General features: G+C 71.1%; 15 protein-coding genes. 2 read left to right on the top strand and 13 right to left on the bottom strand.

The window, feature by feature from the left end:
• Positions 1–5 precede the first annotated feature (5 nt).
• From AB0K73_RS15485 to AB0K73_RS15510, 6 genes are all read right to left on the bottom strand, one after another.
• Positions 6–818 (bottom strand): SseB family protein, encoded by an 813-nt coding sequence (locus AB0K73_RS15485; protein ID WP_360515390.1) that lies wholly within the window; start codon positions 816–818, stop codon positions 6–8.
• Complete coding sequence (gene priA / locus AB0K73_RS15490) at positions 802–1,548, bottom strand: bifunctional 1-(5-phosphoribosyl)-5-((5-phosphoribosylamino)methylideneamino)imidazole-4-carboxamide isomerase/phosphoribosylanthranilate isomerase PriA (protein ID WP_360515387.1); 747 nt, start codon at positions 1,546–1,548, stop codon at positions 802–804. The genes AB0K73_RS15485 and priA overlap by 17 nt, the downstream gene beginning before the upstream one ends.
• Before the next feature lie 96 nt (positions 1,549–1,644).
• A complete protein-coding gene (gene hisH / locus AB0K73_RS15495) occupies positions 1,645–2,283 on the bottom strand; it encodes an imidazole glycerol phosphate synthase subunit HisH (RefSeq protein ID WP_360515384.1) in 639 nt (212 codons plus the stop codon).
• Positions 2,280–2,894, bottom strand: coding sequence for an imidazoleglycerol-phosphate dehydratase HisB (hisB, locus tag AB0K73_RS15500; protein WP_360515381.1), 615 nt, complete (start codon positions 2,892–2,894; stop codon positions 2,280–2,282). The genes hisH and hisB overlap by 4 nt, the downstream gene beginning before the upstream one ends.
• 9 nt (positions 2,895–2,903) lie before the next feature.
• Positions 2,904–4,004, bottom strand: coding sequence for a histidinol-phosphate transaminase (locus AB0K73_RS15505; protein ID WP_360515378.1), 1,101 nt, complete (start codon positions 4,002–4,004; stop codon positions 2,904–2,906).
• Between the two features lie 46 nt (positions 4,005–4,050).
• Entirely contained in the window at positions 4,051–4,455 is a 405-nt protein-coding gene (locus AB0K73_RS15510) for a LysM peptidoglycan-binding domain-containing protein (RefSeq protein ID WP_360515375.1), read from the bottom strand.
• A gap of 265 nt (positions 4,456–4,720) precedes the next feature.
• On the opposite strand from AB0K73_RS15510, the gene lexA reads away from it, so the two are divergent.
• The gene (gene lexA, locus AB0K73_RS15515; RefSeq protein ID WP_360515522.1) at positions 4,721–5,401 is read left to right on the top strand and encodes a transcriptional repressor LexA; all 681 of its coding nucleotides are present in this window, start codon (positions 4,721–4,723) and stop codon (positions 5,399–5,401) included.
• A 34-nt stretch (positions 5,402–5,435) separates the two neighbouring features.
• On the opposite strand, the gene AB0K73_RS15520 is transcribed toward lexA, so the two are convergent.
• From AB0K73_RS15520 to hflX, 4 genes are all read right to left on the bottom strand, one after another.
• Positions 5,436–6,221, bottom strand: coding sequence for an alpha/beta hydrolase (locus AB0K73_RS15520; RefSeq protein ID WP_360515372.1), 786 nt, complete (start codon positions 6,219–6,221; stop codon positions 5,436–5,438).
• Between the two features lie 141 nt (positions 6,222–6,362).
• Positions 6,363–8,708: a 5-methyltetrahydropteroyltriglutamate--homocysteine S-methyltransferase gene (gene metE, locus AB0K73_RS15525; protein WP_360515369.1), complete on the bottom strand. Its 2,346-nt coding sequence runs from the start codon at positions 8,706–8,708 to the stop codon at positions 6,363–6,365.
• A complete protein-coding gene (locus AB0K73_RS15530; protein WP_360515366.1) occupies positions 8,705–9,691 on the bottom strand; it encodes a methylenetetrahydrofolate reductase in 987 nt (328 codons plus the stop codon). Before AB0K73_RS15530 ends, metE begins: the two co-directional genes overlap by 4 nt.
• A 222-nt stretch (positions 9,692–9,913) precedes the next feature.
• Positions 9,914–11,443 (bottom strand): GTPase HflX, encoded by a 1,530-nt coding sequence (gene hflX / locus AB0K73_RS15535; RefSeq protein ID WP_360515363.1) that lies wholly within the window; start codon positions 11,441–11,443, stop codon positions 9,914–9,916.
• Between the two features lie 43 nt (positions 11,444–11,486).
• Here hflX and AB0K73_RS15540 point away from each other — a divergent pair, with 43 nt between their 5' ends.
• The gene (locus AB0K73_RS15540; RefSeq protein ID WP_360515360.1) at positions 11,487–12,101 is read left to right on the top strand and encodes a methyltransferase; all 615 of its coding nucleotides are present in this window, start codon (positions 11,487–11,489) and stop codon (positions 12,099–12,101) included.
• A gap of 57 nt (positions 12,102–12,158) precedes the next feature.
• Here AB0K73_RS15540 and dapF read toward each other — a convergent pair whose 3' ends face one another.
• Genes dapF through miaB form a run of 3 tightly spaced genes read right to left on the bottom strand, consistent with a single transcriptional unit; the run spans position 12,159 to position 15,559 of the window.
• Positions 12,159–13,040, bottom strand: a complete 882-nt coding sequence (gene dapF, locus AB0K73_RS15545) for a diaminopimelate epimerase (protein ID WP_360515357.1) — start codon at positions 13,038–13,040, stop codon at positions 12,159–12,161.
• A gap of 4 nt (positions 13,041–13,044) precedes the next feature.
• Positions 13,045–13,965 carry a tRNA (adenosine(37)-N6)-dimethylallyltransferase MiaA gene (miaA, locus tag AB0K73_RS15550; RefSeq protein WP_360515354.1) on the bottom strand — a complete coding sequence of 307 codons (921 nt, stop codon included), beginning with the start codon at positions 13,963–13,965 and terminating at the stop codon, positions 13,045–13,047.
• 1 nt (position 13,966) lies between these two features.
• Positions 13,967–15,559, bottom strand: coding sequence for a tRNA (N6-isopentenyl adenosine(37)-C2)-methylthiotransferase MiaB (miaB, locus tag AB0K73_RS15555; RefSeq protein WP_360515351.1), 1,593 nt, complete (start codon positions 15,557–15,559; stop codon positions 13,967–13,969).
• Positions 15,560–15,562 lie beyond the last annotated feature (3 nt).

Below are 15,562 nucleotides of genomic sequence, written 5' to 3' on the forward strand. Positions count from 1 at the left end.
TGCGATCAGGCCACGGGAGCGTCGGGTGCCGGGCGCCCGCCGACGAGTCGAACCGTGAGCGAGTCGACGAGGGTCGCGATGGCGTCGTCGGCCGCCCACCGGGCGGCGAGGCGCTGGAGCACCGCATCGAGCTCGCCCCGGGTGAGGCCGTCGACGAGCGAGATGCGCACGACGAGCTCGGGCCCGGCGAGCCTGGCATCGGGATCTCCGGCCGCGAGGTCGATGCCGAGCACCGACAGCTCGGTGCCGATCGAGCGCTCGAATGCCGCCCGCACGTCGGGTGCCTCGAACGACGGATGCCACGGCTGCTGCTGCGCGACCGCCCAGATCGCCGGGCGGCGCAGCACGAACTCGGTGTCGGAGCCGGGATCGAGCACGACCAGGTCGGTGCCGTCGTCGGCGGCCGCGAGCGCGACGCGCACGCCGTCGGCGGGGACGGGACGGGCAACAGGGTTCCACCGCGCCATCGCGTCGACCGAGGCGAACACCGGAAGCACGCGCCGGCCGTCGGGGCCCTCGACCGTCACGATCGAGAGCTCCTGGCTCTTGTCGATCGCGAGTCCGTGGGCACCGACCTCGAGACCGCCATCGCCGAGCTCGGAGAGCAGGGGGATCAGCAGGCGCGAGTGCGCGAACGCCGCAACGACGTCGGCCGGTCCGCCGTCGCCCGAACGGAACCGCGCGATCGCGGCGGCAAGGGCTTCGGGCGCGCGTCCGTCGTCGGCCGCGTGCGGATTCGGCTGGAACGATCGACCGGCCCACGGGACGCCCGCGGAGTCGGCCCCGGTGTGCGAACCGGGATCAGTGTCCGGCGACATCCAGCGCCTCGGCCAGCGTGAACGCGCCCGCGTAGAGGGCCTTGCCGACGATCGCGCCCTCGAGGCCGAGCGGCACCAGCTCGCGCAGCGCGGCGATGTCGTCGAGGCTCGAGACTCCGCCGGATGCGACGACCGGGCGTCGGGTGCGCTCCATGATCTGTCGAAGCAGCTCCAGGTTCGGCCCCTGCAGGGTGCCGTCCTTGGTGACGTCGGTGACGACGTAGCGCGCGGCGCCGGCCTCTTCGAGGCGGTCCATCACGTGCCAGAGGTCGCCGCCCTCCTTGGTCCAGCCGCGTGCGGCGAGGGTGGTGCCGCGCACGTCGAGGCCGATCGCGATCGCCTCGCCGTACTGCGCGATGACGTAGGCCGCCCACTCCGGGTTCTCGAGCGCGGCCGTGCCGAGGTTGATGCGCTTCGCACCGATCTCGAGGGCGTGCTCGAGCGACGCGTCGTCTCGGATACCGCCCGACAGCTCGACGTTGACGCCGCGCACCTGCCGGATGACCTTCTTCAGCACGCCGGCGTTGGTGCCACGACCGAAGGCGGCGTCGAGGTCCACCAGGTGGATCCACTCCGCGCCCTGCGCGGCCCAGTCCGCCGCCGCGTCGACGGGGTCACCGTAGTTCGTCTCGGTGCCCGCCTCGCCCTTGGTCAGGCGGACGGCCTTGCCACCGGCGACATCGACCGCCGGCAGCAGCACGAGACGCGGGGTCTTGTTGAACTCACTCATCACTGTCCTTGTTCGTCGGCTGTGAACGCCACGTCGGCACAGTCACAGCATCCTAGTCCGACGCTGAGGCCGCCGTTCGCGCATGACGCTGTGCGTTCAGCCGAGCGAGCCCAGCCAGTTGGTCAGAAGGCGGATGCCGGCATCCGATGACTTCTCGGGGTGGAACTGCGTCGCCGACAGCGGACCGTTCTCGACCGCGGCGAGGAACGGCCCGCCGTGCTCGGCCCAGGTGAGCTTCGGAGTCGGGAACGGCGGCATGACGTCGAGCTCCCACCGCTGGGCCGCGAACGAGTGCACGAAGTAGAACCGCTCGTGCTCGATCCCCTTGAAGAGCACCGAGCCCTCATCGGGCGTGACGGTGTTCCAGCCCATGTGCGGCAGCACCGGCGCGGGCAGTTCGGTGACGGTGCCCGGCCACTCGCCGAGGCCCTCGGTGTCGACGCCCCGTTCGACGCCGTGCTCGAAGAGCACCTGCATGCCCACGCAGATGCCGAGCACGGGGCGGCTGCCCGCCAGGCGACGGTCGATGACCTCGTCGCCGCGAACGACACGGAGCTGGTCCATGACGGCCTTGAACGCGCCGACACCGGGCACGACGAGCCCGTCGGTCTCCAGTGCGGCCGCACGGTCGGCCGTGACCTGCACCTCGGCTCCCGCGTGCTCGAGCGCCTTGGCCGCGGAGTGCACGTTGCCGGAACCGTAGTCGAGCACCACGACGCGTCGCCTCCGGCTCACAGTGCGCCCTTGGTGGACGGGATGCCGTTCACGAGCGGGTCGAGGGACTTCGCCTGCCGGAACGCCCGCGCGAAGGCCTTGAACTCGGCCTCGGCGATGTGGTGGGGATCTCGGCCGGCGAGCACGTTCACGTGCACGGTGAGGCCGGCATTGAACGCGATGGCTTCGAACACGTGCCGCACCATGGAGCCCGTGAAGTGACCGCCGATCAGGTGGTACTCGAATCCCGCCGGCTCCCCCGCGTGAACGAGGAACGGCCGGCCCGAGATGTCGACGACCGCCTGGGCGAGCGCCTCGTCGAGCGGAACGAGGGCGTCGCCGTAGCGGGAGATGCCGCGCTTCTCGCCGAGTGCCTCGCGGATGGCGCGGCCGAGCACGATCGCGACGTCCTCCACGGTGTGATGCACGTCGATCTCGATGTCGCCGCTGGCGCGGACGGTGAGGTCGGTGAGCGAGTGCTTGGCGAACGCCGTGAGCATGTGATCGTAGAACGGCACGGTCGTCTCGATGTCGCTCACGCCCGAACCGTCGAGGTTCAGCGAGAGGTCGATGCTCGACTCGCTCGTCTCACGCTGCACACGCGCGGTACGCGGGGCGCCGGGAGGGGTCATGCTTCCATCCTATTCGCCGCCCTGTTCCGCGTTCGCCGGGGCGAACAAGGCGATCGCCTCGAGGAACGCGGTGGTCTCGGCCTCGGTTCCGGCGGTGACGCGAAGGCTGCCCGGGAGTCCGATCTCGCGGATCAGGATGCCCCGGGCGAGGAGCGCCTCGAACACCGCGTGCGGGTCGTCCACGCCTCCGAACAGCACGAAGTTGGCTCCGCTCCGGTATGGACGGAACCCGAGGCGGTCGAGTTCGGCGGAGATGCGTTCACGTTGCGTGCGGATCTCGTCGACCATCGCGAGCATCTCGCCGGAGTGTGCGAGGGCGCCGAGCGCGGCGGCCTGCGTCAGCGCCGAGAGGTGGTACGGCAGCCGCACGAGCCGGAGCGCGTCGATCACGGCCGGGTCGGCCGCGAGGTACCCGACCCGGGCGCCCGCGAACGCGAAGGCCTTGCTCATCGTGCGTGAGACGAGCAGACGCGGCCGCCCTTCGAGGAGGGTGAGCGCGCTCGGCGTGCCCGGGTCGGCGAACTCGATGTACGCCTCGTCGACCACGACGATGCCGCGCGCCGCGTCCGCGACGGCGACGATCGTCTCGAGCGACAGCGGGGTTCCGGTGGGATTGTTGGGCGCGCACAACAGCACGATGTCGGGGTCGTGCTCTCGGATGGCCGCCACGGCCGTGTCTGGCCCGAGTTCGTAGTCGGTGTCGCGGGTGGCCGTGATCCATTCGGTGCCGGTACCCGATGCGAGGAGCCCGTACATCGAGTACGTGGGCGCGAAGCCGAGCACCGCGCGGCCGGGACCGCCGAAGGCCTGGAGTATGTGCTGCAGCACCTCGTTCGAGCCGTTCGCCGCCCAGATGCGGTCGGCGTCGAGCCCGTGGCCGAGGTAGTCGGCGAGCGCGGTGCGGAGGGCGGTGAACTCGCGGTCGGGGTAGCGGTTCAGGCCGAGGATCGCGGCGGCCACTCGGGCGACGATGTCGTGCGCGACATCTTCGGGAATCGGATGTGTGTTCTCGTTGACGTTCAGCGCGACGGGGACGGATGCCTGGGGGGCCCCGTATGGGGTGCGACCACGAAGGTCGTCGCGGATCGGAAGGTCATCGAGGCTTGTCACCCATCCATGCTAGCCACGCACCGTCGACGGTTTCGGCCACCGCTGATCAGGGGACGACCGGGAGGGCGAGCCGCTGGCCGGGCTCGACGGTGGCCTCATCGAGCCCGTTGAGCCGCATGATCTCGGCGATCACGTCTCGGGGGTCGCCGTGCGGCGCGACGGACTCGGCGATCGCCCAGAGCGAGTCGCCCTGGTGCACCGTGACGTACTCGAACGTGCGGGCGCCGAGCTCGACGCCCGCGTCGGCGGCTGCTCCCCCGGAGCCGAGGATGGTGACGAGCGCCCAGACCACGAGGGGCAGCCCCCCGAGCGTCGTGAAGACGATGCGACCGCGGCGCGTGAGGCGAAGCCGCGTGGGCGACGAGCTCGGTGCCGCCGTCGAGCTGGGGGCGCCGGTGGAGTGCGGTCGCACGGATGTGCCGAACCCGCCGGAAACGATCGCTGCGCTCATGTCACACCTCCTGTAGGAGCCGCATCGGCCCTCGGCCGGGAGGGCCGATGCGAAACTCTGTTCCGAATATATCTTCGAACAATCGAACCTGCAAGCGACACGCCCGCCGATTCGCGCCGCCGATTTCGCGACACACTCGAACGAATGTTTGCCGCACCGACCTGAGCCGGATACAGTTTCGAATGTCAGACGACAGTCGATCAGATACCACCGACATCCGGTCGCGTGCGACCGCTACGAAGGGGCCGAGACGTTGAGCACCGACATCGAAGATGCGCGGGAGACCGGGAGGCCGCGGCGACGCAAGAGCCTGAGCGCCAAGCAGGTCGCGATCCTCGAGATGATCCAGCGCTCGGTCGCCGCGCGCGGCTACCCGCCGAGCATGCGAGAGATCGGCGACGCTGTGGGCCTCTCGTCCCTGTCGAGCGTGACGCACCAGCTCAACCAGCTCGAACTCGCAGGCTACCTGCGTCGTGACCCCAACCGCCCACGTGCGCTCGAGGTGCTCATCGAGCTGCCCGGCACCGGGCGACCGGTCGCGTCGGGAGAGAGCGGCCCCGCGCCGGTGGGCGACGCGGCCATGGTGCCGCTCGTCGGCCGCATCGCCGCCGGCGTCCCGATCATGGCCGAGCAGCAGATCGACGAGGTCTTCCCGCTCCCCCGGCAGCTGGTGGGCAAGGGTGAGCTGTTCATCCTCAAGGTGGTCGGCGATTCGATGATCGATGCGGCCATCTGCGACGGCGACTGGGTCGTCGTGCGGTCGCAGCGTACCGCCGAGAACGGCGAGATCGTCGCGGCCATGCTCGACGGCGAGGCGACGGTCAAGGTGTTCCGCCAGCGCGACGGCCACACGTGGCTGCTCCCCCGCAACACCGCCTTCGAGCCGATCCTCGGCGACCAGGCCGAGGTGCTCGGCAAGGTCGTCGCGGTCCTCCGCTCCGTCTGAGTGCCCTGACCGCCACGCTGGGGGTGGCCGACGGCTACGCTGCGGCGGCCAACACCGGTGATCGCACCAGCGCCGGCGTCGGCCCGGCGTCGCCGAGGCGGACGTGGTCGCACAGCCAGTCGCACACAGCATCCATGAATCCGGCGTGGTCGTCGCGGAACACCGTGTGGCCGGTGCCGGGTACGGTCGCGACCGTCATGCCCTTGCGGCGCAGCTGCGCGGCGACCCGCTCGGTGATGAGCAGGCTCTTCTCGGCGAGCACCACGAGGCTGGGTGTCACGACGCGGGCCGGCGGCACGAGGTGCCGGGTGTCGACGAACCCGAGGATCGTGCGCTTGTCCCAGTCGCGCAACGTCGCCACCTCGATGTCGACGTCGGACGCGCTCCACTTCGGGTTCATGCGCACGAGGGCCGAGCGCTTCGGCCGGGGCGCGATCGCGAAGAACAGCTTGACGGCGAAGCCGCGGACCCCGGTGGGGAACGAGAACGCCGGGTCGATGTAGATGGCGGCACGGGGTGCCAGCCGGTCGGCCACGAGGCTTGCGACGAGGCCGCCGAGCGAATGCCCCATGACCACGTCGGGCGGGCCGTCGAGCAGTGGGGCGAGCGTCTCGACGACGTCGTCGGCCCAGGCCCGCGGGGAGTAGGTCCTCGACCGAGGGCTGCGGCCGTGGCCGGCGAGGTCGACGGCGATGACGCGGAAGTCATGCGTCTCGAGCTCGCGCGTGACCCGGTGCCACGCACGCGAGTCCGACATGATGCCGTGGATGAGGACGGCCGTCTTGGTGCCGCCACCCCATTCGTGAACCGCGAGTCGCATGTCCTGACGGTACGTCACGTCCCTGAGCGATCGCCTGACGCGACGGCGGGGTTGCGTTCCTGTCCACCGTATGGCAGGGCAGGCGACGCGGGGGTCGGATGCCTCGGGTTCGCGGCATCGACCGCCCCCATCTCGTTCGACCTAGTCGACCGGCACCGGCTCCTGGATCGCCGCCCGCACCGCGCGCGTCGCCTCGATGATGTGCTCGAGCGAAGCCACGGTCTCGTCGTAGCCGCGCGTCTTCAGGCCGCAGTCGGGATTCACCCACAGCCGCGAGGCGGGGATCTCGCCGACGGCGCGCTCGAGCAGCGCCTGCACTTCGGCGGCGCCCGGAACCCGCGGCGAGTGGATGTCGTAGACACCCGGGCCGATGCCGTGGTCGAAGCCGTTCGTCCCGAGGTCGTCGACCACCTCCATGCGGCTGCGCGCGGCCTCGATCGACGTGACGTCCGCGTCGAGGTTGCGGATCGCGTCGATGACGACGCCGAACTCCGAATAGCAGAGGTGGGTGTGCACCTGCGTGGCCGCCGCAGCCCCGCCGGTCGCGAGGCGGAACGAGCCGACCGACCAGTCGAGGTAGTCTGGCTGGGCGTCCCGCTTCAACGGCAGGAGCTCCCGCAGGGCCGGCTCGTCGACCTGGATGATGCGGATGCCTGCGGCCTCGAGGTCGGCGATCTCGTCGCGCAGGGCGAGCGCCACCTGCCGCGCGGTGTGTCCGAGGGGCTGGTCATCACGCACGAACGACCAGGCGAGGATGGTCACCGGCCCGGTGAGCATGCCCTTGACCGGCTTGTCGGTCAGCGACTGCGCGAATGTCGACCATGCCACCGTCATGGGCTCGGGCCGTGAGACGTCACCCCACAGGATCGACGGACGCGTGCAGCGCGAGCCGTACGACTGCACCCAGCCGTGCTGGGTCACCGTGAAGCCGTCGAGCAGTTCGGCGAAGTACTGCACCATGTCGTTGCGCTCGGGTTCGCCGTGCACGAGCACGTCGAGGCCGAGGTCCTCCTGGAGGCGGATGACCCGCGCGATCTCGTCGTGCATGAGGACTCGGTACTCGGCCTCGGTCACCTCGCCCGTGAGGAGCCGGGCGCGGGCGCGCCGGATGTCGCCGGTCTGCGGAAACGACCCGATCGTCGTGGTCGGCAACTCGGGCAGGTCGAGCGTCGCCTGCGCCCCGATGCGCTCCTCGTACGCGGCGCGGGAGAAGTCGCGGTCGGCGAGCGCGGCGAGGCGGTCGCGCACGGCCGGCACGTGCACCCCGGGGGCGCCGTCGCGATCGGCGAGGGCAGCGGATGCCGCGTCGAGCTCGTCCTCGATCGTCGCGCGGCCCGCGACCAGGCCGCGCTCGAGCGTCGCGACCTGGGCCACCTTCTGGTCGGCGAACGCGAGCCAGCTCACGAGGCGCGCGTCGAGGGCCGTCTCCTCGGTCACGTCGTGCGGCACGTGCAGGAGCGAGGTCGACGTCGACACGGCGACGTCGGCCGACAGCCTGCGCACGGCCTCGACGCGGTCGAAGGCGAGGGCGAGGTCGCCGCGCCAGATGTTGTGCCCGTCGATCACGCCGGCGACGAGCGTCTTCGCGGCGAGCGCTTCGGCGGTCGCCGAGTCGAGGTGCTCGGGCACGCCGCCCCGCACGAGGTCGATGCCGATGGCCTCGATCGGCATCGCCGCGAGGGCGGGCAGTGCGTCGTCGAGGCCGGCGTACGGGGCCGCGACGAAGACGGAGGGGCGACGGTCGGCCGCGCCGAGATGCCCGTAGGCGGCGCCGACCGCCGCCAGCACCTGGTCGCGAGGCACGTCGAGGCTCTCGCTCACGAGCGCCGGCTCGTCGAGCTGCACCCACTCGACGCCCGCGGTACACAGCTCGGCGAGGAGCGCCGCGTACACGGGCACCAGGTCGCCGAGCCGGTCGAGCGGGCGGAACCCGGCGGGGGCGCCCTCGGCGGGCTTGGCGAGAGCCAGGAGGGTCACGGGTCCGACGATGACGGGCCGGGTGAGGTATCCGGCCGCCTTCGCCTCGACGAACTCGGCGACGATGCGCTCGGCGTGCAACGAGAACTCGGCGTCGGGGCCGATCTCGGGCACGAGGTAGTGGTAGTTCGTGTCGAACCACTTCGTCATCTCGAGCGGGGCGTCGTCGCCCTCGCCCCGCGCGATGGTGAAGTAGCCGGCCAGATCGACGGCGCCCCGCTCGTCCTCCAGGCGGCGGAACCGCTCGGGCACCGCGCCCACGGCGAGGGCCGCGTCGAGCACCTGGTCATAGAAGGAGAACGACTCGGGGATCGACGAGTCGTCGCGGCCGAGCCCGAGCTCGACGAGGCGCTCGCGCGTCGCCGCGCGCAGGTCGGCGGCGACCGACTCGAGCTCGGCGGCGTCGATGCGGCCGGCCCAGAAGGCCTCCACCGCGTGCTTGAGCTCGCGACGGCGTCCGATGCGGGGGTAGCCGAGGATGGTTCCGGTGGGGAATGCGGGAGTGTTCATGATGGTGTCGTGTTCCTCTCGATGCCCGCGTACGCGGGGGTGCGGAGGCCGAGCCGGTCGAGCACGGCGAGCACGGCCTCATGGCGATTGAAGGTGTACAGGTGCAGTCCGGGCGCGCCGCCGTCGAGCACGGCGACCGCGAGGCGGGTGGCGTGCTCGACGCCGATGGCGAACTGCCGGTCGGGGTCGGATACGACCTCGAGGGCGCGGGTGAGCGACCGGGGCGCGGGCACACCCGTGAGCTCCGCGAGGCGCGCGAGCCGCGCGGGCGTGGTGACGGGCATGATTCCCGGCAGGATCGGCATGGTCACGCCGCCCGCGCGGGCGCGCGCCACGAAGCCGAGGTAGTCGTCGGCCTCCCAGAACAACTGGGTGATGGCCAGGTTGGCGCCTGCGACCTCCTTGGCGAGCAGCGTGTCGGTGTCCTGCTCGACGTCGCGCGACTGCGGATGCCCCGTGGGGAACGCCGCCACGGCGACCCGCTCGGGACGAGGTCGGTCACGGATGCTCGTCGCCGCCGGTATGCCGGGGATGCCCGCCTGCCCGAACGGCTCGCGCTCCTCCTGCACGCGGTGGATGAGCTGCACGAGTTCGGCCGCGCTCCGCAGGTCGCCGAGGCCGGCCTCGGGATCAACGCCGGCCGGCGGGTCACCACGCAACGCGAGGAAGCTCGTGACCCCGGCGTCGAGGAACTCGCGCACGAGGCGGTTGGCCTCGGCGTGACTCGAGCCGACGCACGTGAGGTGCGCCATGGGCTCGACGTCGGTGTGCTCGAGCATGTGACGCAGCACCGTCAGCGAACGGTCGCGTGAGGATCCCCCCGCGCCGAACGTGACCGACATGAACGCGGGGTCGACGCCGGCGAGCCGGTCGATGGTGCTGCCCAGCGCGAGCGCCGCGGCGTCCGTTCGGGGCGGGAACAGCTCGAACGAGATCGGCGGCCTCGACCCACCGTCGCCGCGATCGGGCGCGATTCCGGTCATGGTGCTCCTGGTGCCGATGCCGCACCGGGAGGTCGAACACGCAGCACACACCGCGTCCGACCTGCCGTCACGGCGGGTGGGTATCGCGGGCGGGTGCCGGGCTCGGCGGTCGCTCCAGGCGGGCGGCATCCGGCCGCTCGCCACGATCAGGTGCGACGATACGGGAAGCCCCATGACCCGGTCACACGTGTGACCTCGCGTGACTCCGGGTGGCGCCGAATGTTACGCGGGCACGGATGCCGCGGTGAATTCGGCGAGGTGCGCGGCCTGTTCGGGCGAGGCGAGTGCCCGGATGCGCGTGCCGTCCTCGACGTACTCCACCGAGAGCACGCGGCCCGTCTCATGAAGGCCCGAGACGATGTCGCCTCGGTCGTAGGGCACGAGCAGGTCGATCTCGACCGCCGGGTCGGGCAGCATGTGCCCGATGGCCTCGAGCACCTCGGCGACGCCCGCTCCGGTGCGCGCCGACGCGAAGACCGCGTTCGGCTCGAGCCCCTGGAGCACGAGGCGGTCCTCGGGGGTGATCAGGTCGGCCTTGTTGAAGACCACGAGCTCGGGGATGTCGCGTGCGCCCACTTCGCCGATGACGTCGCGCACAGTGGCGATCTGTCCGGCGGGGTCGGGGTGCGCCGCGTCGACGACGTGCACGATGAGGTCGGAGTCGGCGACCTCCTCGAGCGTGGAGCGGAACGCCTCGACGAGCTGATGCGGAAGGTTCCGCACGAACCCGACCGTGTCGGCGATCGTGTACACGCGACCGTCGTCGGTCGTGTTCCGTCGCACGGTCGCGTCGAGGGTCGCGAAGAGCGCGTTCTCGACGAGAACGCCGGCGCCCGTGATGCGGTTCAGGAGGCTCGACTTGCCCGCGTTCGTGTAGCCGGCGATGGCCACCGACGGCACGGCGTTGCGGCGCCGGTTGGCGCGCTTCGCCTCACGAGCAGGCTTCATGCCGACGATCTGCTTGCGGAGCTTCGCCATGCGCGAGTGGATGCGGCGGCGGTCGAGCTCGATCTTCGTCTCACCGGGACCACGTGAGCCCATGCCGGCACCCGCTCCGCCCACCTGGCCACCGGCCTGGCGGGACATCGACTCACCCCAGCCGCGCAGGCGCGGGAGGAGGTACTCGAGCTGCGCGAGTTCGACCTGCGCCTTGCCCTCACGGCTCTTCGCGTGCTGGCTGAAGATGTCGAGGATCACCGCGGTGCGGTCGATGACCTTGACCTTGACGACGTCCTCCAGGGCACGCCGCTGGCTGGGCGCCAGTTCGGTGTCGGCCACGACGGTGTCGGCGCCGAGTGCCGCGACGACGTGCCGCAGCTCCTCGGCCTTGCCACTGCCGAGGTACGTGCTCGGATCGGGGTGCGGACGGCGCTGCAGGAGCCCGTCGAGCACCCGCGCACCTGCCGTCTCGGCGAGGGCGGCGAGCTCTCGCATCGAGTTCTCGGCGTCCTCCTGCGCCCCCTGCGGGTACACGCCGATGAGCACGACGTTCTCGAGTCGCAGCTGCCGGTACTCGACCTCGGTGACGTCCTCGAGCTCGGTGGAGAGGCCGCCGACGCGCCGGAGCGCCGCACGGTCTTCGCGGTCGAACTGGTCGCCGTCGGTCGATGCCTCGTCTGCGGCATCCGCCTCCTGCTGCTGGATGGCGGCGGCACCGGCTGCGCCGAACCGCGCGACGCCCGCCTTGGTGTCGGCGCTGCGCAGCACCCGCTCGACGGCGTCGTCACTGGGGCGGTCTTCGGCTTCGTTCATCCTGTCAACCCTACTTCTCTTTCGCGTGCGATAGCTTGCGTGTATGAGCTCCGACCACTACTTCTCGTCGTCGCCTCGGAGCGATCCCGGCACCCGCACCATCCGCGTGCGCCTCGCCGATCGCGACGTCGACGTCGTCACGGCGGCCGGCGTGTTCAGCCCCGAGCACCTCGACCAGGGCACTCGCGTGCTCCTCGACACGGTGGCCCGGCCGCCGGCCTCGGGCCATCTGCTCGACCTCGGCGCCGGCTGGGGACCGATCGCGTTGAGTCTCGCGTTGCGGTCTCCGGATGCCACGGTGTGGGCCGTCGACGTGAACGAACGCGCCCTCGACCTCGTGCGTCGCAACTCCGCCAGACTCGGCATCACCAATGTCAACGCCGTGCTGCCCGCCGATGTTCCGGCCGAGGTGCGGTTCGCGACGATCTGGTCGAATCCCCCGATCCGCGTCGGCAAGCAGGAACTGCATGCCATGCTCACGCACTGGCTGCCACGCCTCGACGACGAGGCCGTCGCGTGGCTCGTGGTGGCCAAGCACCTGGGTGCCGAGTCATTGCAGCGCTGGCTCCACGACGAGCTGCGCCTCGACGTCGAGAAGGCCGCGAACTCCAAGGGTTTCCGGGTGCTGACCGCTCGGCGCGCGGCACACGACGAGTGAGCCGGCGCGCCGTGCGCGCCGTGTGCGTCCGCACCGCGCCGGCCGGGTTCGCCGTCGTCAGGCGAGGCTGAGCACGCCGTCGAAGACCAGCTCCGCCGGGCCCGAGAGCAGCACGTGCTCACCGTCGCCCTCGGCGACGACGCGAACCCCGAGCACGCCGCCCGGCACCTGCACGCGCCACACGTCGGGTGCTCCGGCGCCCGCCCAGTGCCGCACGGCGAGGGCCGCGGCCACCGCGCCGGTACCGCACGACAGGGTCTCCCCCGAACCGCGCTCATGGACGCGCATGCGGATGCGGCCGACACCCTCTTCGACGAGTGGCTCGGCCGGCACCACGAACTCGACGTTGGCGCCTGCCTCTGGCACCGGATCGAGGATCGGAAGGTAGGCGAGGTCGAGCCCGTCGAGCTCGTCGTCGTCGGCGAGGGCGACGACCACGTGCGGGTTGCCGACGTCGATGCCGAGCCCCGGTCGCGCGACGGGCAGGTTCTTGGCGCGCACGAGCGGCTCGCCGCCGGCGAGTCGCCAGACGCCGAGGTCAGCCTGGAATCCGTCGCCATTACGCGAGACGGTGCGAACCCCCGCCCTCGTGCCGATCGCGATGGACTCACCGGGGTGGATCTCGGCGAGGCCCTGGTCGAGGAGGTACTTCATGAACACCCGGATCCCGTTGCCGCACATCTCGGAGACGCTGCCGTCGGCGTTCCAGTAGTCCATGAACCACGTCGCCGTGGGATCCTCGGCGAGGGCTGCCGCACCGGCCTCGAGGTTCGAGGAGCGCACAGCGCGGATGACGCCGTCGGCGCCGACGCCGAACCGGCGATCGCAGACGGCGGCGATCTGCGTGGGCGTCAGCTCGGTGTCACCCTCGGGGTCACTGAAGAGCACGAAGTCGTTGCCGGTGCCCTGCCCCTTGGTGAATCGCAGATCGAAGGACATTGACTCAGTCTAGGGCCGCCTGGCGGGCCAGTTCGGCGCCCCTGGCGACCACATCGTCGGCGTCGATCGCGGTCGCGTCGCGGTAGCGTGCGAACCAGGCGACCTGGCGCCTCGCGTAGGTGCGGGTGAGCTGGCGGGTCTCGGCCATGGCGTCGGCTTGCGACATCCGCCCATGCAATTCGGCGAGGGCCTGGGCATACCCGATCGCCTTCCGGGCGGTGATCCCCTGCTCGAGCCCGAGCGGCACCAGCCCGCGCACCTCGTCGACGAGTCCCTGCTCCCACATGCGCGCCACCCTCGCATCGAGCCGTTCGACAAGGCGCGCTCGCTCGCTGCGGAGGTGCACGATGCGGTGTTCGCGCCACGGCACGGGCTCATCGGGCAGGCGTGCGGCCTTCGGTTCACCGGTGAGCTCGATGACCTCGAGTGCCCGCACGATCCGGCGTCCGTTCTGTGCGTCGACGCTCGCGGCCGTCTCGGGGTCGATGGCCCGGAGGCGGGCATGCAGGAGACCCGGGCCCACCTCGGCGAGCTCGCCCTCGAGACGCGCGCGGATCGCGGCATCCGTGCCCGGGAACCTGAAGTCGTGGATCACGCTCGAGACGTACAGGCCCGAACCGCCGACGAGGAGCGCGACCCCGTCGCGGGCGAGGATGTCATCGACGGCGGCACGCGCGTCACGCTGGTAGGCGGCGACCGAGGCCTCCTCGGTGACGTCGAGCACGTCGAGCAGATGGTGCGGCACGCCGCGCCGCTCGGCGACGGTGAGCTTCGCGGTGCCGATGTCCATGCCGCGGTAGAGCTGCATGGCGTCGGCGTTCACGACCTCGGCCGCGCGGCCGAGGCGACCGAACGCCTCGGCGAGGTCGAGCGCGAAGTCGGACTTGCCGGTGCCCGTCGCCCCGACGATCGCGATGAGCGTCACGTCAGCGCTGGGCGTCGCTCGGGTCGTAGATCGGCATGGTGCCGACGCCGGGTGCCACGAGCGGTTCGGTGCCGTGTGCGCGGAGCGTCGGCAGTCCGAGCGAGACCCGGCCGGCAGATGCCCCGGACGCCGCCGGAACCGCGCAGCTCTCGGCCTCGGCGCGCTCCCACGCATCGCCCGCCCGGGTGCGGCGGATCTGCAGCGGGGCGTCGTCGAGCGAATCGGCGAGCAGGTGGAACGGCGCGGCCTGCGTGATCGTGACCGAGATGACATCGCCGGGGCGCGGCAGTTGGGAACCGGCCGGCACCTCGAAGTGCACGAGTCGGCTGTCTTCGGCGCGCCCGCTCAGCCGGTGCGTTTCGGCGTCCTTCTTGCCCTCGCCCGTGGAGACGAGCACCTCGACGGTCCGACCGATGAGCTTCTGGTTCTCCTCCCAGGAGATGCGCTCCTGCAGGGCGATGAGACGCTCGTAGCGCTCCTGCACGACCTCCTTGGGCACCTGCTCCTCCATCGTTGCGGCAGGAGTCCCCGGGCGGATGGAGTACTGGAACGTGAAGGCGGACGCGAACCGCGCAGCCTCGACCACTCGAAGGGTCTCCTGGAAGTCCTCCTCGGTCTCGCCGGGGAACCCGACGATGATGTCGGTCGAGATGGCGGCCTGCGGGATGCGCGCGCGAACGCGGTCGAGGATGCCGAGGAACTTCTCGGACCGGTACGAGCGACGCATGGCTCGCAGGATGCGGTCGGAGCCCGACTGCAGCGGCATGTGCAGCTGGGGCATGACCGCCGGCGTCTCGGCCATCGCGTCGATGACGTCGTCGGTGAAGGCCGCGGGGTGCGGGCTCGTGAAGCGGATGCGCTCGAGCCCCTCGATCTCGCCGGCGGCTCGCAGCAGCTTGCCGAATGCCTCACGGTCGCCGAACTCGACGCCGTAGGAGTTCACGTTCTGGCCGAGGAGGGTGACCTCGACGGCGCCGTCGTCGACGAGGGCCTGGATCTCGGCGAGGACCTCGCCGGGACGGCGGTCCTTCTCCTTGCCGCGGAGGGCCGGCACGATGCAGAAGGTGCACGTGTTGTTGCAGCCGACGGAGATCGACACCCAGCCGCTGTAGGTGGAGTCGCGCTTGGTCGGCAGCGTCGACGGGAAGACCTCGAGTGCGTCGAGGATCTCGAGCTGGGCCTCGTCGTTGTGGCGGGCCCGCTCGAGCAGGCTCGGGAGCGAACCCATGTTGTGCGTGCCGAACACCACGTCGACCCACGGCGCCCTCTCGAGGATGACGTTCTTGTCCTTCTGGGCGAGGCATCCGCCGACGGCGATCTGCATGCCGGCGTGGCGGCGCTTGACGCCCGCAAGGTGGCCGAGGTTGCCGTAGAGCTTGTTGTCGGCGTTCTCACGCACCGCGCACGTGTTGATGACGACGATGTCGGGCTCGGCGCCGTTGGCGGGGATGTATCCGGCCGCCTCGAGCGAGCCGCTGAGGCGCTCGGAGTCGTGCACGTTCATCTGGCACCCGAAGGTGCGGACCTCGTAGGTCCGCGCCACGGGCGCGGTCTCGGTGGCCTCGACGGGCGAGACCTCGTGAAGGGTGCTCATGAT

The sequence above is a fragment of the Agromyces sp. NPDC052230 genome (assembly GCF_040679595.1).
Taxonomy (GTDB): Bacteria; Actinomycetota; Actinomycetes; order Actinomycetales; family Microbacteriaceae; genus Agromyces.